14 protein-coding genes are annotated in these 16,270 nt (G+C 66.1%); 5 read left to right on the forward strand and 9 right to left on the reverse strand.

Going from position 1 to position 16,270, the window contains the following annotated elements; all coding sequences use genetic code 11:
• Nucleotides 1–4: 4 nt before the first annotated feature.
• Both JFY56_RS01310 and JFY56_RS01315 read right to left on the reverse strand, forming a co-directional pair.
• Nucleotides 5–661, reverse strand: coding sequence for a CoA transferase subunit B (locus JFY56_RS01310; RefSeq protein WP_208311683.1), 657 nt, complete (start codon nt 659–661; stop codon nt 5–7).
• A gap of 29 nt (nt 662–690) precedes the next feature.
• Nucleotides 691–1,389 (reverse strand): CoA transferase subunit A, encoded by a 699-nt coding sequence (locus JFY56_RS01315; protein ID WP_208311684.1) that lies wholly within the window; start codon nt 1,387–1,389, stop codon nt 691–693.
• A gap of 118 nt (nt 1,390–1,507) precedes the next feature.
• Between JFY56_RS01315 and JFY56_RS01320 the strand changes: the two genes are divergently transcribed.
• The gene (locus tag JFY56_RS01320; RefSeq protein ID WP_208311685.1) at nt 1,508–2,410 is read left to right on the forward strand and encodes a LysR family transcriptional regulator; all 903 of its coding nucleotides are present in this window, start codon (nt 1,508–1,510) and stop codon (nt 2,408–2,410) included.
• A gap of 230 nt (nt 2,411–2,640) precedes the next feature.
• On the opposite strand, the gene JFY56_RS01325 is transcribed toward JFY56_RS01320, so the two are convergent.
• The gene (locus tag JFY56_RS01325; protein ID WP_208311686.1) at nt 2,641–3,387 is read right to left on the reverse strand and encodes an IclR family transcriptional regulator; all 747 of its coding nucleotides are present in this window, start codon (nt 3,385–3,387) and stop codon (nt 2,641–2,643) included.
• A gap of 83 nt (nt 3,388–3,470) precedes the next feature.
• Between JFY56_RS01325 and hmgA the strand changes: the two genes are divergently transcribed.
• The gene (gene hmgA / locus JFY56_RS01330; RefSeq protein ID WP_208311687.1) at nt 3,471–4,754 is read left to right on the forward strand and encodes a homogentisate 1,2-dioxygenase; all 1,284 of its coding nucleotides are present in this window, start codon (nt 3,471–3,473) and stop codon (nt 4,752–4,754) included.
• A gap of 4 nt (nt 4,755–4,758) precedes the next feature.
• Nucleotides 4,759–6,063: a fumarylacetoacetase gene (gene fahA, locus JFY56_RS01335; protein WP_208311688.1), complete on the forward strand. Its 1,305-nt coding sequence runs from the start codon at nt 4,759–4,761 to the stop codon at nt 6,061–6,063.
• A gap of 167 nt (nt 6,064–6,230) precedes the next feature.
• On the opposite strand, the gene JFY56_RS01340 is transcribed toward fahA, so the two are convergent.
• The 6 genes from JFY56_RS01340 to JFY56_RS01365 form a co-directional block, all read right to left on the reverse strand.
• Nucleotides 6,231–7,358, reverse strand: a complete 1,128-nt coding sequence (locus tag JFY56_RS01340) for an acyl-CoA dehydrogenase family protein (RefSeq protein ID WP_208311689.1) — start codon at nt 7,356–7,358, stop codon at nt 6,231–6,233.
• Nucleotides 7,359–7,368: 10 nt separating this feature from the next.
• The gene (locus JFY56_RS01345; protein ID WP_208311690.1) at nt 7,369–8,553 is read right to left on the reverse strand and encodes an acetyl-CoA C-acyltransferase; all 1,185 of its coding nucleotides are present in this window, start codon (nt 8,551–8,553) and stop codon (nt 7,369–7,371) included.
• 16 nt (nt 8,554–8,569) lie between these two features.
• Nucleotides 8,570–9,340 carry a 3-hydroxyacyl-CoA dehydrogenase gene (locus tag JFY56_RS01350; RefSeq protein ID WP_208311691.1) on the reverse strand — a complete coding sequence of 257 codons (771 nt, stop codon included), beginning with the start codon at nt 9,338–9,340 and terminating at the stop codon, nt 8,570–8,572.
• Nucleotides 9,341–9,375: 35 nt separating this feature from the next.
• On the reverse strand, nt 9,376–11,028 hold the full coding sequence (locus JFY56_RS01355; protein WP_208311692.1) for an acyl-CoA synthetase: 1,653 nt from the start codon (nt 11,026–11,028) through the stop codon (nt 9,376–9,378).
• Between the two features lie 261 nt (nt 11,029–11,289).
• Nucleotides 11,290–12,309: an AraC family transcriptional regulator gene (locus JFY56_RS01360; protein ID WP_208311693.1), complete on the reverse strand. Its 1,020-nt coding sequence runs from the start codon at nt 12,307–12,309 to the stop codon at nt 11,290–11,292.
• 67 nt (nt 12,310–12,376) lie between these two features.
• The gene (locus JFY56_RS01365) at nt 12,377–14,050 is read right to left on the reverse strand and encodes an AMP-binding protein (protein WP_208311694.1); all 1,674 of its coding nucleotides are present in this window, start codon (nt 14,048–14,050) and stop codon (nt 12,377–12,379) included.
• A 484-nt stretch (nt 14,051–14,534) separates the two neighbouring features.
• On the opposite strand from JFY56_RS01365, the gene pbpG reads away from it, so the two are divergent.
• Nucleotides 14,535–15,467: a D-alanyl-D-alanine endopeptidase gene (gene pbpG, locus JFY56_RS01370; protein ID WP_208311695.1), complete on the forward strand. Its 933-nt coding sequence runs from the start codon at nt 14,535–14,537 to the stop codon at nt 15,465–15,467.
• 127 nt (nt 15,468–15,594) lie between these two features.
• Nucleotides 15,595–16,167: a TetR/AcrR family transcriptional regulator gene (locus JFY56_RS01375; protein WP_208311696.1), complete on the forward strand. Its 573-nt coding sequence runs from the start codon at nt 15,595–15,597 to the stop codon at nt 16,165–16,167.
• Nucleotides 16,168–16,270: the final 103 nt, after the last annotated feature.

Here is a 16,270-nt window from a genome sequence, read left to right on the forward strand (position 1 = left end):
GGAATCAGAAGGTCATCTCGACCACATCGTCCGGCACGATCAGGCGCCCGGCGGTCTTCTCGGCGATCTCGGCGATGCTCACGCCCGGCGCGGTTTCGCGGAGGATGAAGGCGCCGTCCTGGATCTCCAGGTAGGCCAGGTCGGTCAGCACCTTGCGGATGCAGCCGGCGCCGGTCAGCGGCAGGCTGCAGCGATCCAGCAGCTTGGACTCGCCGTCCTTCGAGGCGTGGGTCATGGTGACGATGATGTTGTCGGCGCCGGCCACCAGGTCCATCGCGCCGCCCATGCCTTTCACCAGCTTGCCGGGAACCATCCAGGAGGCGATGTTGCCCTGCACGTCCACCTCGAACGCACCGAGCACGGTGAGGTCGACGTGGCCGCCGCGGATCATCGCGAAGGATTCGGCCGAGGAGAAGATCGACGCGCCCTTCACGGCGGTGACGGTCTGCTTGCCGGCGTTGATCATGTCGGCGTCGACCTCATCCTCGGTGGGGAACGCGCCCATGCCGAGCAGGCCGTTTTCCGACTGCAGCATCACTTCCATGCCTTCCGGCACGTAGTTGGCCACCAGGGTCGGGATGCCGATGCCGAGGTTGACGTAGTAGCCGTCCTTCAGCTCGCGCGCCACGCGCTGAGCCATCTGTTCGCGGGTAAGTGCCATTGCGAATTCTCTCTTGTTGTCCGATGGGCTCAGGAACGCACGGTGCGCTTCTCGATGCGCTTTTCAAACGTGCCTTGGATGATGCGGTCGACGTAGATGCCGGGAGTGTGGATCTGTGCCGGGTCCAGTTCACCCGGCGCGACGATCTCTTCCACCTCGACAACGGTGATGCGACCGGCGGTAGCGGCCAGCGGATTGAAGTTCTGCGCGGTGTGGCGGTAGATCACGTTGCCGTAGTGGTCGGCCTTCCAGCCCTTGACGATGGCGAAGTCGCCGGTGATGGCTTCTTCGAGGATGAACTTGCGGCCATTGAACTCGCGCACTTCCTTGCCGTCGGCAATCGGGGTGCCGTAGCCGGTGGCGGTGAAGAAGGCCGGGATGCCGGCGCCGCCGGCGCGCATCTTCTCGGCCAGGGTGCCTTGCGGAGTCAGTTCGACTTCCAGCTCGCCGCTCAGTAACTGCTGCTCGAACAGGGCATTCTCGCCAACGTAGGAAGCGATCATCTTGCGGATCTGCCGGTCTTCCAGCAGCACGCCAAGGCCGAAGCCGTCGATGCCGCAGTTGTTGGAAACCACGGTCAGGCCCTTCACGCCCATGCGGCGGATCTGCGCGATCAGGTTTTCCGGGATGCCGCAGATGCCGAAGCCGCCGGCAATTACCGTCATGTCGTCGGTGAGCCCGGCGAGCGCCTCTTCGTAGCTGCCTACGCGTTTATCGAGTCCTGCCATGTTGCTGCCTCTTGTAATTGTCGAGTCGGCCTGATAGCCGAAAACACTTGCAGCTTCACTGCTGGGAACTCATTTGTTAAGTTTGTTTTTCCAATCCATTGATCCGGTTTCCTTATCAATGACCGTCAAACAACTGCGCGCCTTCCTCGCCGTGGCACAAACCCTCAGCTTCGCCCAGGCCTGCGAGCGTCTGCACCTGTCGCAGCCGGCGCTGAGCCTGGCGATCAAGAGCCTGGAGGAATCCCTCGGCGGCCCGTTGCTGGTGCGCACCACCCGCAGCGTCAGCCTCACCCCCGAGGGCGAGACCCTGCTGCCCATCGCCCGCAGCCTGCTGGCCGACTGGGACAACGCCGAGGATCTGCTGCGCCAGCACTTCACCCTGCAACTGGGCAAGGTCTCCATCGCCTCCATGCCCTCCTTCGCCGGCAACCTGCTGCCGGAGGTGCTGATGAACTTCCGCCGCCGCTACCCGAAGGTGAACGTGGCGGTGCACGACGTGATCAACGAGCAGGTGCTGGAAATGGTGCGCAACCGGCGGGTCGAACTGGGCATCGCCTTCGAACCGGAGAATCTCGACGGGCTGGACTTCGCGCCCTTCTACACCGACCGTTTCGTCGCCGTGCTGCCCGCGCAATCGCCACTGGCGCTACAGGCGCAGGTGAGCTGGGAAGAGCTGCTGCGGGAGAACTTCATCACCCTGCAGCGCCCGTCGGTGCTGCGCCTGCTGCTGGAGGAAAGCGTCAGCGCGCGGCACGGCAAGCTGCCGGTGGCGTTCGAAAGTCACCAGTTGGGCACCGTCGGCCGCATGGTCGCCGAGGGCCTGGGCGTCAGCGCCGTGCCGCGGCTGTGCGTGAAGCAGATGGAAGAACTCGGAGCGCGCTGCGTGGCGCTGCATGACCCACGCATCGAGCGCCAGGTGGGCCTGATCACGCTGGCCGGGCACTCGCTGTCCAGCGCAGCACAGGCGCTGAGCGATGTGCTGTTGCAGGGGATGGATTGGGCGAGGATGGAAAGCGCATGAGCCAGCATCCCGTAGGTTGGTGCTGAGCGTAGCGAAGCCCAACATCTGCCGGGCATGATAACCGTTGGGCTTCGCAAGCTCAGCACCAACCTACGCGAGTTCCGCTGACTGCCGCTCCAGAACGCCTTGACCTTGCGTAGGATGGGTTGAGCTTGCGATACCCATGGGGGCGGACGCAGGAGCGTCCAGGGATGCGTTCCCATGCAAAAACGTGGGAGCGATTGTTCACCCTACGCCTGGCCACCCATCCTCTCGCTGATCTGTCCCGCCACCTCGCGCAGATAACCCGCCGCCTCCCCCTCGATCTCGGCATCGAACCCCGCCGCCGAGCCCACCACCGTGATCACCCCGGCGATCTGCCGGCCGGTGGCGAACAGGGGTGCCGACAGCGCGTTCACCCCCGGCATCAGCAGCCCGTGGATGGAATGGATGCCATCGCGGCGGATCTGCTCCAGCACGTCCCCATCGCCGTCCTCATCGCCACGGAACGCGGCGAACACCAGCCCGGTGGACGAGCCATGCAGCGGCAGCACCGAGCCGATCTGCGTCACCAGGGTGACCATGCCCTGCGCCGGCTCGACCTGCACCACGGTCGGCCCGTGGCTGCCCCAGATCGCCAGGAAGCAGGTCTGTCCCAGCCTGTCGCGCAGTTCGGCGAGATACGGCGTGGCGATCCTCACCACATCCAGCCGGCGGATCGCCGCCAGGCCGACGTACAGCGCCTCGCGCCCCAGGCCGTAGTGGGTGGTCGCCGGGTCCTGCTCGGCGAAGCCGCTGGCGATCAGCGCCTGCAGGTAGCGATGGACCTTGGCCGGCGGCATGCCCAGATGCTCCGCCAGTCCCTTCAGCGATGTGCTCGGCGCCAGGGCGGCGAGGCCCTTGAGAATCTCGGTGCCGACTTCCGCCGACTGCACCTTGCCGCGCGTCGGCGCGGTTTCTTCCTGTTCGTTCGTCGCTTTCGACTTGTCCCTTGCCATCGTCCCCTACCCTTAACCTTGACGGACCGCCTCGCAGAAATTACGTTAATCGTAACTCGATTACGATAAAAAACGAGAACACCATGAACGACCTTATCTACCAGTCCGGCTTCGGCAACGAATTCAGCAGCGAAGCCCTGCCCGGCGCCCTGCCCGTCGGACAGAATTCCCCGCAGCAGGTCCCCTACGGCCTGTATGCCGAGCTGCTTTCCGGAACCGCCTTCACCGTGCCGCGCGGCGAATCGCGGCGGACCTGGATGTACCGCATCCGCCCGTCCGCCGCGCATCCGCGCTACCAGCGCCTGCCGCGCCAGATCGCCGGCGGCGAACTCGGCCCGATCACCCCGAACCGCCTGCGCTGGAGCCCGTTCGAGCTGCCGTCGGAGGATACCGATTTCATCGACGGCCTGCTCTGCGTCGCCGCCACCGCGTCGGCGGATGCGGCCAGCGGCGTCAGCGTCTACAGCTACCGCGCCAACACCTCGATGCAGCGGGCGTTCTTCAACGCCGACGGCGAGATGCTGATCGTCCCGGAATCCGGGCGCCTGCGCCTGGTCACCGAACTCGGCGTGCTGGAGATCGAACCGCTGGAAATCGCCGTGCTGCCGCGCGGCATGCGCTTCCGCGTCGAACTGCTGGATGCCACGGCGCGCGGCTACGTCTGCGAGAACCATGGCGCCGCCCTGCGCCTGCCAGACCTCGGTCCGATCGGCAGCAACGGCCTGGCCAACCCCCGCGACTTCCTCGCCCCGGTGGCGCACTACGAGGACGTGGAATGCCCGGTGCAGCTGGTGCAGAAGTTCCTCGGCGAACTCTGGGCCACCACCCTCGACCACTCGCCGCTGGACGTGGTCGCCTGGCACGGCAACAACGTGCCGTACAAGTACGACCTGCGCCGCTTCAACACCATCGGCACGGTCAGTTTCGATCACCCGGACCCGTCGATCTTCACCGTGCTCACCGCGCCCAGCGACACCCACGGCATGGCCAACGTCGACTTCGTGATCTTCCCGCCACGCTGGATGGTGGCCGAGAGCACCTTCCGTCCGCCGTGGTTCCACCGCAACCTGATGAACGAATTCATGGGCCTGATCCAGGGCGCCTACGATGCCAAGGCCGAAGGCTTCCTGCCTGGCGGCGCCTCGCTGCACAACTGCATGAGCGCCCACGGCCCGGACAACGCCACCACCCGCCAGGCCATCGCCGCCGACCTCAAGCCGCACAAGATCGACAACACCATGGCCTTCATGTTCGAAACCGGCCGCGTGTTGCGCCCGACCCGCTACGCTTTGGAGAGCCCCCAGCTGCAAGGCGACTACGACGGCTGCTGGGCCGGCATGGAAAAGACCTTCACCCAGGGTAAATGAGCCGATGACTACAGATAGCCTGCCCACCAGTTGGGTCGAGTCGGCCAACGGCCACCCGGATTTCCCGCTGCAGAACCTGCCGCTGGGCATCTTCAGCCCGCCGGGCGACACGCCACGCGGCGGGGTCGCCATCGGCGACTACATCTTCGACCTCAAGGTCGCCTGCGACACCGGGCTGTTCCATGGCTCGGCCGGCGAAGCGGCGCGCGCGGCCAGCGGCGAAACCCTGAACGCCTTTTTCGCCCTCGGCTCCACGCCGCGCCGGGCCCTGCGCAAGCGCCTGCTCGAACTGCTGGCCAGCGACAGCCCGGACCACAAGCGCCTGGAGCACCTCGGCGCGGCCCTGCTGAAGCCGCAACTGGCCTGCCGCATGCACCTGCCGGCACGCATCGGCGACTACACCGACTTCTACGTCGGCATCCACCACGCGCAGAACATCGGCAAGCTGTTCCGCCCGGACAACCCGCTGCTGCCCAACTACAAATACGTGCCAATCGGCTACCACGGCCGCGCCTCGACCATCGTGGCATCCGGCACCGACGTGATCCGCCCCAACGGCCAGACCCTGCCGCCGGGACAGCAGGTGCCGACCTTCGGCCCCAGCGCGAAGATGGATCTGGAACTGGAGCTGGGCATCTGGATCGGCAAGGGCAACGATCAGGGGCGCTCGATTCCGATAGGCGAGGCGGCGTTCCATGTCGCCGGTTTCTGCCTGCTCAACGACTGGTCGGCACGCGATATCCAGGCCTGGGAATACCAGCCGCTCGGTCCGTTCCTGTCGAAGAGTTTCGCCACCACCGTCTCGCCGTGGGTGGTCACGCCCGAGGCGCTGGAGCCCTTCCGCAAACCGCAGCCGCCGCGTGCGGAGGGCGATCCGCAGCCGCTGCCCTATCTGCTGGACGTGGAAGACCAGGACAACGGCGCGCTGGATATCGAGCTGGAGGTGCTGCTGCTCACCGAGCGCATGCACGAGCAGCACCTGCCGCCGCAGCGCATCGCCCTGAGCAACACGCTGAACATGTACTGGACCGTGGCGCAGATGATCGCCCACCACAGCGTCAACGGCTGCCGCCTGCAACCGGGCGACCTGTTCGGCTCCGGCACCCTTTCCGGCGAACAGCGCGAAGCCGCCGGCAGCCTGATGGAACTGACCGGCAACGGCCAGCAGCCGATCATCCTGCCGACTGGCGAGGAGCGGCGCTTCCTGGAGGACGGCGACGAGATCATCCTGCGCGCCCGCTGCAAGGGCGACGGGCAGGTGTCGATCGGGTTTGGCGAGTGCCGGGGGAAAATCTTGCCGGCGCGGTAAGGGGGCATGGTTCTCCGTGGGAACCACCTGTAGGAGCGCGCCATGCGCGCGATTCGCGGGCATGGCCCGCTCCTACGGTGCGTATGCGTAGGTTGGGCTGAGGTACGAAGCCCAACGATTCGGCCTGGCACCGGCTATCGTTGGGCTTCGCTGCGCTCAGCGCCAACCTACAGGGTGCGGGCGATCACCATGCGTTGTACGTCGCTGGTGCCTTCGTAGATCTGGCACACGCGCACATCGCGGTAGATGCGTTCCACCGGGAAGTCGTTGAGATAGCCGTAGCCGCCCAGCGTCTGGATCGCCGCGGAGCAGACCTTCTCGGCCATCTCCGAAGCGAACAGCTTGGCCATCGAGGCTTCGGTCAGGCACGGCAGGCCGGCTTCGCGCAGGCTGGCGGCGTGGTGGACCATCTGCCGGGCGACGGCGATCTGGGTCGCCATGTCGGCGAGGCGGAAGGCCACGGCCTGGTGCTCGATGATCGGCTTGCCGAAGGTCTTGCGCTCGTGGGCGTACTCGCAGGCGTATTCCAGCGCGGCGCGGGCCATGCCCACCGACTGCGAGGCGATGCCGATGCGGCCGCCTTCCAGGTTGCTCAGGGCGATGCGGTAGCCCTCGCCCTCTTCGCCCAGGCGACAGCTGGCTGGCAGGCGCAGGTCGTCGAACTGGATCTGGCAGGTGTCCGAGGCGTGCTGGCCGAGCTTGTCCTCGACGCGCACGACGCTGTAGCCGGGCGAATCGGTGGGGACGATGAAGGCGCTGATGCCCTTCTTGCCCGCTGCCGGGTCGGTCACGGCGAAGACGATCACCACGCCGGCATGGCTGCCGGAAGTGATGAACTGCTTGCTGCCATTCAGCACGTAATGGTCGCCATCGCGGCGCGCCTTGGTGCGCAGGTCGCTGGCGTCGGAGCCGGCCTGCGGCTCGGTGAGGGCGAAGGCGCCGATCTGCTCGCCGCGGGCCAGCGGACGCAGGAAGCGCTCCTTCTGCTCGTCCGTGCCGAACTTGGCGATGGGCATGCAGCCCACCGAGTTGTGCACGCTCATGATGGTCGAGCAGGCGCCATCGCCGGCGGCGATCTCTTCCAGGGCCATGGCGTAGGCCAGGTGGCCGGTCTGCGCGCCGTCCCAGCGTTCCTCCACCAGCATGCCGAGGAAGCCGAGGTCGGCCATTTCCTTCAGCGCTTCGGCAGGGAAGCGGTGCTCGCGATCCCAGTCGGCGGCGAAGGGCTTCAGCCGCTCCTGGGCGAACTGGCGGGCAACGTCGCGGATCTGGATGTCTTCTTCACGTGGAATCATGGCTTCGTTCTCAATTCAGACGTTCGACGGCGACCGCGGTGGCTTCGCCGCCGCCGATGCACACCGCCGCCACGCCGCGCTTCAGGTCGTACTGCTGCAGGGCGTTGAGCAGGGTCACGATGATCCGCGCGCCGGACGCACCGATCGGGTGGCCGAGGGCACAGGCGCCGCCGTGCACGTTGAGTTTTTCATGGGGCAGCTTCAGTTCGCGCATCGCCGCCATGGCGACCACGGCGAAGGCCTCGTTGATCTCGAACAGATCGACTTCGCCAAGCGACCAGCCGCTGCGCTGCATCAGGCGCTGGATGGCGCCCACCGGTGCGGTGGGGAACAGGTTCGGCGCATCGGCGAAGGAGGCATGCCCACGGATCGCCGCCAGCGGCGTCAAACCACGGCGTTCGGCTTCGGACAGGCGCATCAGCACCAGCGCGGCGGCGCCGTCGGAGATGGAACTGGAGTTGGCCGCAGTGACCGTGCCGCCTTCGCGGAATGCCGGTTTCAGGGTGGGGATCTTGTCCAGGCGTGCTTTTGGCGGCTGCTCGTCGGCGGCGATGGTCACCACCTCGCGACCGGACTTCGCCTGCACTGCAACGACTTCGGCGGCAAAGCGGCCTTCGTTCATGGCCTTCTGCGCACGACTCAGCGAGGCGATGGCGAATTCGTCCTGCTGCTCGCGGGTGAAGCCGTAGGTTTGCGCGCAGTCCTCGGCGAAGGTGCCCATCAGGCGGCCCTTGTCGTAGGCGTCTTCCAGGCCGTCGAGGTACATGTGGTCGAGCACCCGACCGTGGCCCATGCGGTAGCCGCTGCGGGCGCGGTCCAGCAGGTACGGGGCGTTGGACATGCTTTCCATGCCGCCGGCCAGGCCGACGGCGATGCTGTCGGCGACCAGCGCGTCATGGATCTGCATGACCGCCTTCATGCCCGAGCCGCACATCTTGTTGACCGTGCTGCACGGCGTGCCCTTGTCGAGACCGGCGCCAATCACGGCCTGGCGCGCCGGAGCCTGGCCCTGGCCGGCGCCGAGGACGCAGCCGATCACCGCGTCCTCGACTTCATTGGCCTGCAGGCGCGCGCGTTCGACGGCGGCGCGCACTGCGGCGGCGCCAAGGGTGGCGGCGGTCACGTCCTTGAAGTCGCCAAGGAAACCGCCCATGGGAGTGCGGGCGGCGCTGACGATGACAATGGGATCTTTCATCTGGAAATACCTCTGATTACTTCGCGGCCATGCGGATGGCACCGTCGAGGCGGATCACCTCGCCGTTGAGCATGCTGTTCTCGGCGATATGGCGGACCAGCGCGGCGAACTCGTCCGGCCGGCCCAGGCGCGACGGGAACGGCACACTGGCGCCGAGGGCGTCGCGTACCGGCTGGGGCATGCCGGCCACCAGCGGGGTTTCGAAGATGCCGGGGGCGATGGTCATCACGCGGATACCGTGGCGCGCCAGTTCGCGGGCGATCGGCAGGGTCATGCCGACCACACCGCCCTTCGACGCGGAATAGGCGGCCTGGCCGATCTGCCCGTCGAAGGCCGCCACCGAGGCGGTGTTGACGATCACGCCGCGCTCGGCGCCTTCGTCCGGCTCGTTGCGGCTCATGGCCTCGGCGGCCAGCCGCAGCATGTTGAAGGTGCCGATCAGGTTGATGTTGACGATCCGCGCGAAGCTTTCCAGGCGATGCACGCCATCGCGGCCGATGACTTTCTCCGCCGGCCCCATGCCGGCGCAATTGACCAGCCCGTGCAGCGCCCCGAAGGTCTCCACGGCGGTCTGCACGGCGTTGATGGCATCCGCCTCGCTGGTCACGTCGGTGCGCACGAAGCGGGCATTGGCTTCACCCAGTTCGGCCACCCGGGCCGCACCGGCTTCGGCGTTGATGTCGGCGATCACCACCTTGCCACCCGCTTCCACCAGCGTTTTCGCGGTGGCGGCGCCGAGGCCGGAACCGCCGCCGGTGACGATGAATACCTTGTTTTCGATACGCACTGTTGCTCTCCCGAATCTATTAGGAACCGCCGCGCTCAACGCGCGGCGGCCTCGTTCTGCTTGGCGATTTCCTGGTTGCGCAGGAGGAATCGCTGGATCTTGCCGCTGGGAGTCTTCGGCAATTCGTCGACGAACTCGATCTCCCGCGGATAGCTGTGCGCGGACAGGCGCTTGCGCACGTATTGCTGCAGCTCCTCGGCCAGTTCCGGCGTGGCGCGGTAGCCCTGGCAGAGCACGACGAACGCCTTGACCAGTTCGGTGCGCTCCGGGTCCGGCTTGCCGATCACCGCGGTTTCCATCACCGCCGCATGCTCGATCAGCGCGCTTTCCACGTCGAACGGGCCGACCCGGTAGCCGGAGGTGGTGATCAGGTCGTCGGAGCGGCCGACGAAGCTGATGCTGCCATCCTCGTTCAGCTCGACGGTATCGCCGCTCAAATAGTAGTCGCCGATGAAGGCCTTGGTTTCCATGCCTTCGTAGCCGCCGAACCACATCAGCGGCGAGCGCTTGCGATCCATGGCGAGAATGCCCGGCTGGCCGGCCGGCAGTTCGTTGCCCTGCTCGTCCAGCACCACCACGCGGTGGCCAGGAATGGCGAAGCCGGCCGAGCCCATGTGTACCTTGTGCTCCAGCGCATGGTGGTTGGCCAGCACCATGCCCAGTTCGGTCTGCCCGTAGTGGTCATGGATGGTCACGCCGAGGTTATCGGCGAACCAGCGGATCACCTCCGGACTGAGCGGCTCGCCGGCGCTGCTGACGGCACGCAGGCGGCCCTTCAGCGCTTTGCTCACTTCCTCGCCAGCAGCGATCAGCAGGCGGTAGGCGGTGGGCGAGCCGGCCAGGTTGGTGATGCCGTACTTGCGGATGATCCGGCAGGTGCTTTCGACGGTGAAGGCGCCTTCGTAGAAGGTGGTCGGGTGCCCCATCGCCAGCGGACCGGTAACCGCGTAGTAGAGCCCGTAGGCCCAGCCCGGGTCGGCGACGTTCCAGAAGGCATCTTCCGGACGCAGCCCCACGGCATCGCGCAGGTAGCCGGTAAAGGCGACGATGGCCCGGAGCGGCACGGCGAGCGGCTTGGCCAGGCCGGTGGTGCCGGAGGTGAACATCAGCAGGAAGGGATCGTCGCCGCTGCGCATGACCGGTTCGAAGTCCGGCGAATGACGCTCCAGTTCGGCCCAGAAACTGTAGTCGCCGTGGCGAATGCCCTGCCCCTTCGGTCCGCCGACGGTGACGGTCAGCGGCGCGTTCTCCACCTCGTCGATCTTGCTGCGGTTGGCGCCGTCGGTGATCACGACCCGGCTGTTCGCGGTCTTCACCCGATGCTCGATGGCTTTCGGGCCGAAGGCGGTGAACAGCGGCTGGTACACCGCACCCAGGCGCCAGGTGGCGAGGATGGTGATCAGCAGCTCCGGTGTGCGCGGCAGCAGGCCGGAAACACGGTCGCCGGGACGTACGCCGAGGCCGTGGAGGAAACTGGCGAAGCGGCTGGAAAGGTCCTTCAGCTGGGTGAAGGTATAGGTCTCGCTCTCACCGTTCCTGCCTTCCCAGAACAGCGCGATGCGCCCGGGGATGGCATGGCGGTCACAGCATTCGACAGCGGCATTGAGGGCGGAGAAGTTACCCGCCAGGGTGGACTCGGCGGCGGCCTGGTAGTCGAACTCGGCCACTGCTGCATCGTACTTGCGCATCGCGAAACTCCTGGGTTGTTCTTGTCATGGAGTGACTACGATGTTCGCGCCGGATCGGCACGGGGGCAATGTCGAAAGGATTCAATGTGGCTGAGCGGAATGGACAGCGGATGCTTCGGGGTTGCTGGCCCCCTCACCCTAACCCTCTCCCGGAGGGAGAGGGGATTGTTCGGTGTTGCCGGATAGCACGTTGCATCAACCCACTCCGGAGTGCCCCCTCTCCCTCCGGGAGAGGGCTGGGGTGAGGGTATCCGCGCACCGCTACTCCGCCCCCTGCTGCATCACCGCCCGGTACTGCCCCGGCGTCGAGCCGGTCCACTTGCGGAAGGCCTTGTAGAACGCGCTGGTATCGGCGAAGCCCAGTTCGCTGGCGAGGTCGGCGAAGTTGACCTCGCCGCTGTCCAGACGGGCGATGGCCAGGTCGCGGCGCAGTTGGTCCTTCAGCGCCTGGTAGGACTGCCCTTCCACCGCCAGCTTGCGGCGCAGGGTCGAGGGCGCCATGTAGAAGTGCCCGGCCAGCGCTTCCAGGTCGGGCCAGCGTTCGAACTTCAGGCTGCGCAGATAGGTCTTGATCCGCGCGGCGAGGCTTTGCGGATCGCGGTAGCGCACCAGGATGTTGGCCGGCGCGCCCGCCAGGAAGCGGCGCAGTTCGCGTTCGTCGCGGCGTACCGGCAGGTCGAGGACTTCGGCGTTGAACAGCAGGCGTGTCTGCCGGCGCGAGAAGCGCAGGTTGTCGCTGAACATCACCCGGTAGTCCTCGATGTAGTCCGGCTGCTCGCAGTGCAGGTCGATGGCGAGGATCGGGATGCGCCGGCCAACCAGCCAGCAGGCCAGGCCGTGCACCATCAGCCACAGGGTGAAGTAGCAGAAGGCCCGCTGCGGCGGCCCTTCGCCCTCGTCGAGGACGATCGCCGCCAGGCCGTCCTGGCGCGTCAGGCGCGGCGAGAGGCCATCGAAGATCAGGCCGAAGAAGCGCAGCGCGACGTTCAGCGCCGGCTCCAGGCTGGTTTCATGGATCGCCGCGCGGGCCATGAAATTGAAGCTGCCGGGCTTCATCCGCCGCGGATTCATGGCGAAGAACTCATCGTCCAGCCGCTTCGCCAACTGCAGCCAGAGCCGCGCATAGGCCAGGCTGGAAACGCGCGCGTAGGGTTTGTCGAGCAGTTCGGCGGATATCCCTGCCGCTTCGAGCAGCGGCGCCGCATCGAGGCCGAGGCGGCGCAACTCGGCCAGCGCCTCGTTGACCAGGCGGATGGAGATGGTGCCTTTCTCTATGGGCATGGCGGTTTCTGGATCGGAGTGGGAGCCGCGCACGATAACGCGCGCGGCGCTCCCTTCAAACAGCCCTTCACTTGCCGCGGATTTCCTCGATGCTGATTTCGCGCATGCGGAACTTCTGGATCTTGCCGGTCACCGTCATCGGGAACTCGTCGACGAAGCGGAAGAAGCGCGGCACCTTGAAGTGCGCGATGCGCGCCTTGCAGAACGCGCGCAGGTCGTCCTCGCTGGCGGCGTGGTCGGGGTGGAACTTGACCCAGGCGACCAGCTCTTCGCCGTACTTCTCGTCGGGGATGCCGATCACCTGCACGTCGGCCACCGCCGGGTGGGTGAAGAGGAATTCCTCGATCTCGCGCGGATAGATGTTCTCGCCGCCACGAATGATCATGTCCTTGCTGCGTCCGACGATGCGCACGTTGCCGCGCTCGTCCATCACCGCCAGGTCGCCGGTGAGCATCCAGCGCGCCGGGCTGATCGCTTCGGAAGTGGCCTGCGGGTTGTTCCAGTAGCCGAGCATCACGCTGTAGCCGCGGGTGCACAGCTCGCCGATGGTGCCGCGCGGGACGATGCGGCCATTCTCGTCGATGATCCGCGTTTCCAGCTGCGGCTGGGTGTGGCCGACGGTGGTGACGCGGGTTTCCAGGTCGTCCTCGGGACCGGTCTGCAGCGACACCGGGCTGGTCTCGGTCATGCCGTAGGCGATCTGCACCTCGGCCATGTGCATCTCGTCGATGACCCGGCGCATCACTTCGATCGGGCAGGTAGCGCCGGCCATGATCCCGGTGCGCAGGCTGGTCAGGTCGAATTCCTTGCGCCGTGGGTGGTCCAGTTCGGCGATGAACATGGTCGGCACGCCGTAGAGCACGGTCGCGCGTTCTTCCGCCACGGCCTGCAGGGTCGCTTCCGGCTCGAAGCTCGGCGCCGGGTAGACGATGGTGGAGCCGTGGGTCATGCAGCCGAGGTTGCCCATCACCATGCCGAAGCAGTGGTACAGCGGCACCGGCACGACCATGCGGTCTTCCTCGGTCAGGCCGAGGCTCTCGCCGACCATGTAGCCGTTGTTGAGGATGTTGTAGTGGCTGAGCGTGGCGCCTTTCGGGAAGCCGGTGGTGCCGGAGGTGTACTGGATGTTGATCGGCTCGTCGAACTGCAGCAGCGCCTCGCGCTCCTTCAGCTCGGCCGGCGCCACCGAGGCGCCCAGCGCGGCCAGTTGGCTCCAGCGCAGGAAGCCGGCCGGCGCCTGGTCGGCCAGGCTGATCACGCCGCGCAGTTCCGGCAGGCTGGCGCTGGACAGCTCGCCCGGACGCCCCTGCCCCAGCTCGGGCAGCATTTCGCCGAGCATGGCGTGGTAGTCGGACGTCTTGAACGAGTCTGCGCAGATCAGCCAGGTGCAGCCGGACTGCTTCAGCGCATATTCCAGCTCGCCGAGGCGATAGGCCGGGTTGATGTTGACCAGCACGGCGCCGACCTTGGCGCTGGCGAACTGGGCGATGCACCACTCGGCGCAGTTCGGCGCCCAGATGCCCAGGCGGTCGCCCTGGCGCAGGCCGAGTGCGAGGAAGGCGCGGGCGACGGCGTCGACGGTCTCGGCGAGGCTGGCCCAGCTGTAGCGGAGGTTCTGGTGCTTGACCACCAGCGCCTCGCGTTGCGGGAAGCGGGCAACGGTGGCGTCGAAGGCGGCGCCGATGGTCATGGCCAGCAGGGGTTTGTCCTGGCGGCCACGGGTGTAGCTGAGGTTGTTCATGGCTTTCCCTTGTTGTCTTTGTTCTGGGAGCGATGCTGGGCAGCCGAACCGGTTGGAGCGCCGGAAATTTCGACGGCCGGTCACGCCTCCGGGCAGTGCCGGAAGGTACTCATTATGTTTACGTTAACGTAAAGGTAAGCACAAGTCCCAAACATCCCGGCATCGTCCTGGGGAAGACCACAGCAGGGTCCGTGCCAGCCTTAACAAATTCTTTTATTTCAAATACATGTACTCATTTCATGGCCGGATGCACGCTCGCTCGGCGCATTTCGCGACACACCTCGTTGCACATCGCATCCCGTCCTACGCGCGTTGCGTCGCCATGGGCACGCAGTCTCGCGCTGTCTCAAAGTGAAACACCGATGAAATGCCATCGAAGCCCTCTGGAACGCACGTGCGCGGTAGAAGGGCATGGATTAGAATTGTGGGAATTTACATACAAGAACACCGTATTTTTTCCCACTCACATTCGCGAATCCTGTTCATGGCCATCCGTCGCTCGCTTCTGAGTCTGGTTTTTCTTTTCACCTCTGCCGTCTGCACTACGAATTCCCTTGCCGCCGAAAAGCTCCCGGCCGCCGCAAAACCGCTGGTCCTTGCCTCGGGCAGCGCCCTGGTGATCGACCTGCAAAACAACGATGTCGTGTACTCCAGCAACCCCGACGTGGTCTCGCCGATCGCCTCGATCACCAAGCTGATGACCGCCGTGGTAGTGCTGGACGCCAAGCAACCCATGAGCGAACTGCTCGACGTCGATATTTCCGAAACTTCCGAGATGAAGGGCGTGTATTCCCGCGTTCGTCTGAAAAGCCAGATCGACCGCCGGCAGATGCTGGAACTGGCGCTGATGTCCTCGGAAAACCGCGCCGCCGCCAGCCTTGCCCACCACTATCCGGGCGGCACCCGCGCGTTCGTCCGGGCGATGAACGCCAAGGCCCAGGCGCTGGGCATGAGGAACACCCGCTTCAAGGAGCCGACCGGGCTGTCGGAATACAACGTATCCAGCACCCGCGACCTGGTCCGCCTGGTCCGCGCCGCCTACCAGTACCCGATGATCCGCGAGCTGAGCACCACGCCGAGCAAGACCGTGCGCTTCAGCCACCCGAACTACTCGCTGGGCTTCTTCAACACCAACCCGCTGACGCGCAACCCGAAATGGGACGTGCGCCTGACCAAGACCGGCTTCACCAACGAGGCCGGGCACTGCCTGGTGATGGTCACCGTGATGAACGGCCGCCCGGTCGCCCTGGCGCTGCTCGACGCTCTCGGCAAGCGCACCCACGTCGGCGATGCCACCCGCATCCGCACCTGGCTGGAAACCGGCAAGACCAGCCCGGTGCCGGCATCCGCCCTGCGCTACAAGGTGCAGCGCAACCAACTGCGCCAGGTCACCGCGACCTACCAGGCGGCGGAGTGATCGACACGGCACCCTTCTCTATCCGGGGCGCCGCTTTTCCCGTCCTGATGCATGACAGTGTGGCGATACCCTCGTGACGTTAGAATGACGGACAGCATCTGATCACTCCCAGGAGGTAGCGCCCGCCATGCGCTATTCGGAAGACCACAAGGCCCGGACCCGCCAACGCATCATCAATGAAGCCGCCGAGCGCTTCCGCCGCGACGGCGTCGACGCCACGGGGTTGCAGACGCTGATGAAGGCCCTTGGCCTGACCCACGGCGGTTTCTACGCGCACTTCAAGTCGAAGGACGAACTGGTGGAAATCGCCCTGCAGGAAGCCGCCGGGCAACTCGGCGAAGTGAGCGAGCGGCTGTTCGCCAGCGACGATCCGCTGGACGCCTTCATCGACAACTACCTCTCCGCCGACCATCGCGCCGGCCCCGGTCGCGGCTGCCCGCTGCCGACCATCTCCGCCGAACTCGGCGCGCGCGGCCATGCCAGTCCGACCACCGATGCGGTCGTCCGCGAGCGGCTGGAAATGATCGAGAAGAACCTGCCAGCCGAGCACGCCCGGGAACAGGGCGTCGCCCTGCTGGCCAGCCTGGTCGGCGCGCTGGTGCTGTCGCGCAGCGTGGCGGATGAGGAGCTATCGGACCGCATTCTTGGGGATGCGCGGGCTTATCTGAAGCGGCAGGTGAAGGAAGGGAGTCCGGCCTGAAGAGCCTGTGCCCGCTCCACTTTTCCCCTCACCCCAGCCCTCTCCCAAAGGGAGAGGGGGCCGCTCCGGAGCGGCGAGTGGGCACGGCATTCCGCCTCACACC

Source organism: Pseudomonas schmalbachii, from assembly GCF_017589465.1.
Classification (GTDB): Bacteria; Pseudomonadota; Gammaproteobacteria; order Pseudomonadales; family Pseudomonadaceae; genus Pseudomonas; species Pseudomonas schmalbachii.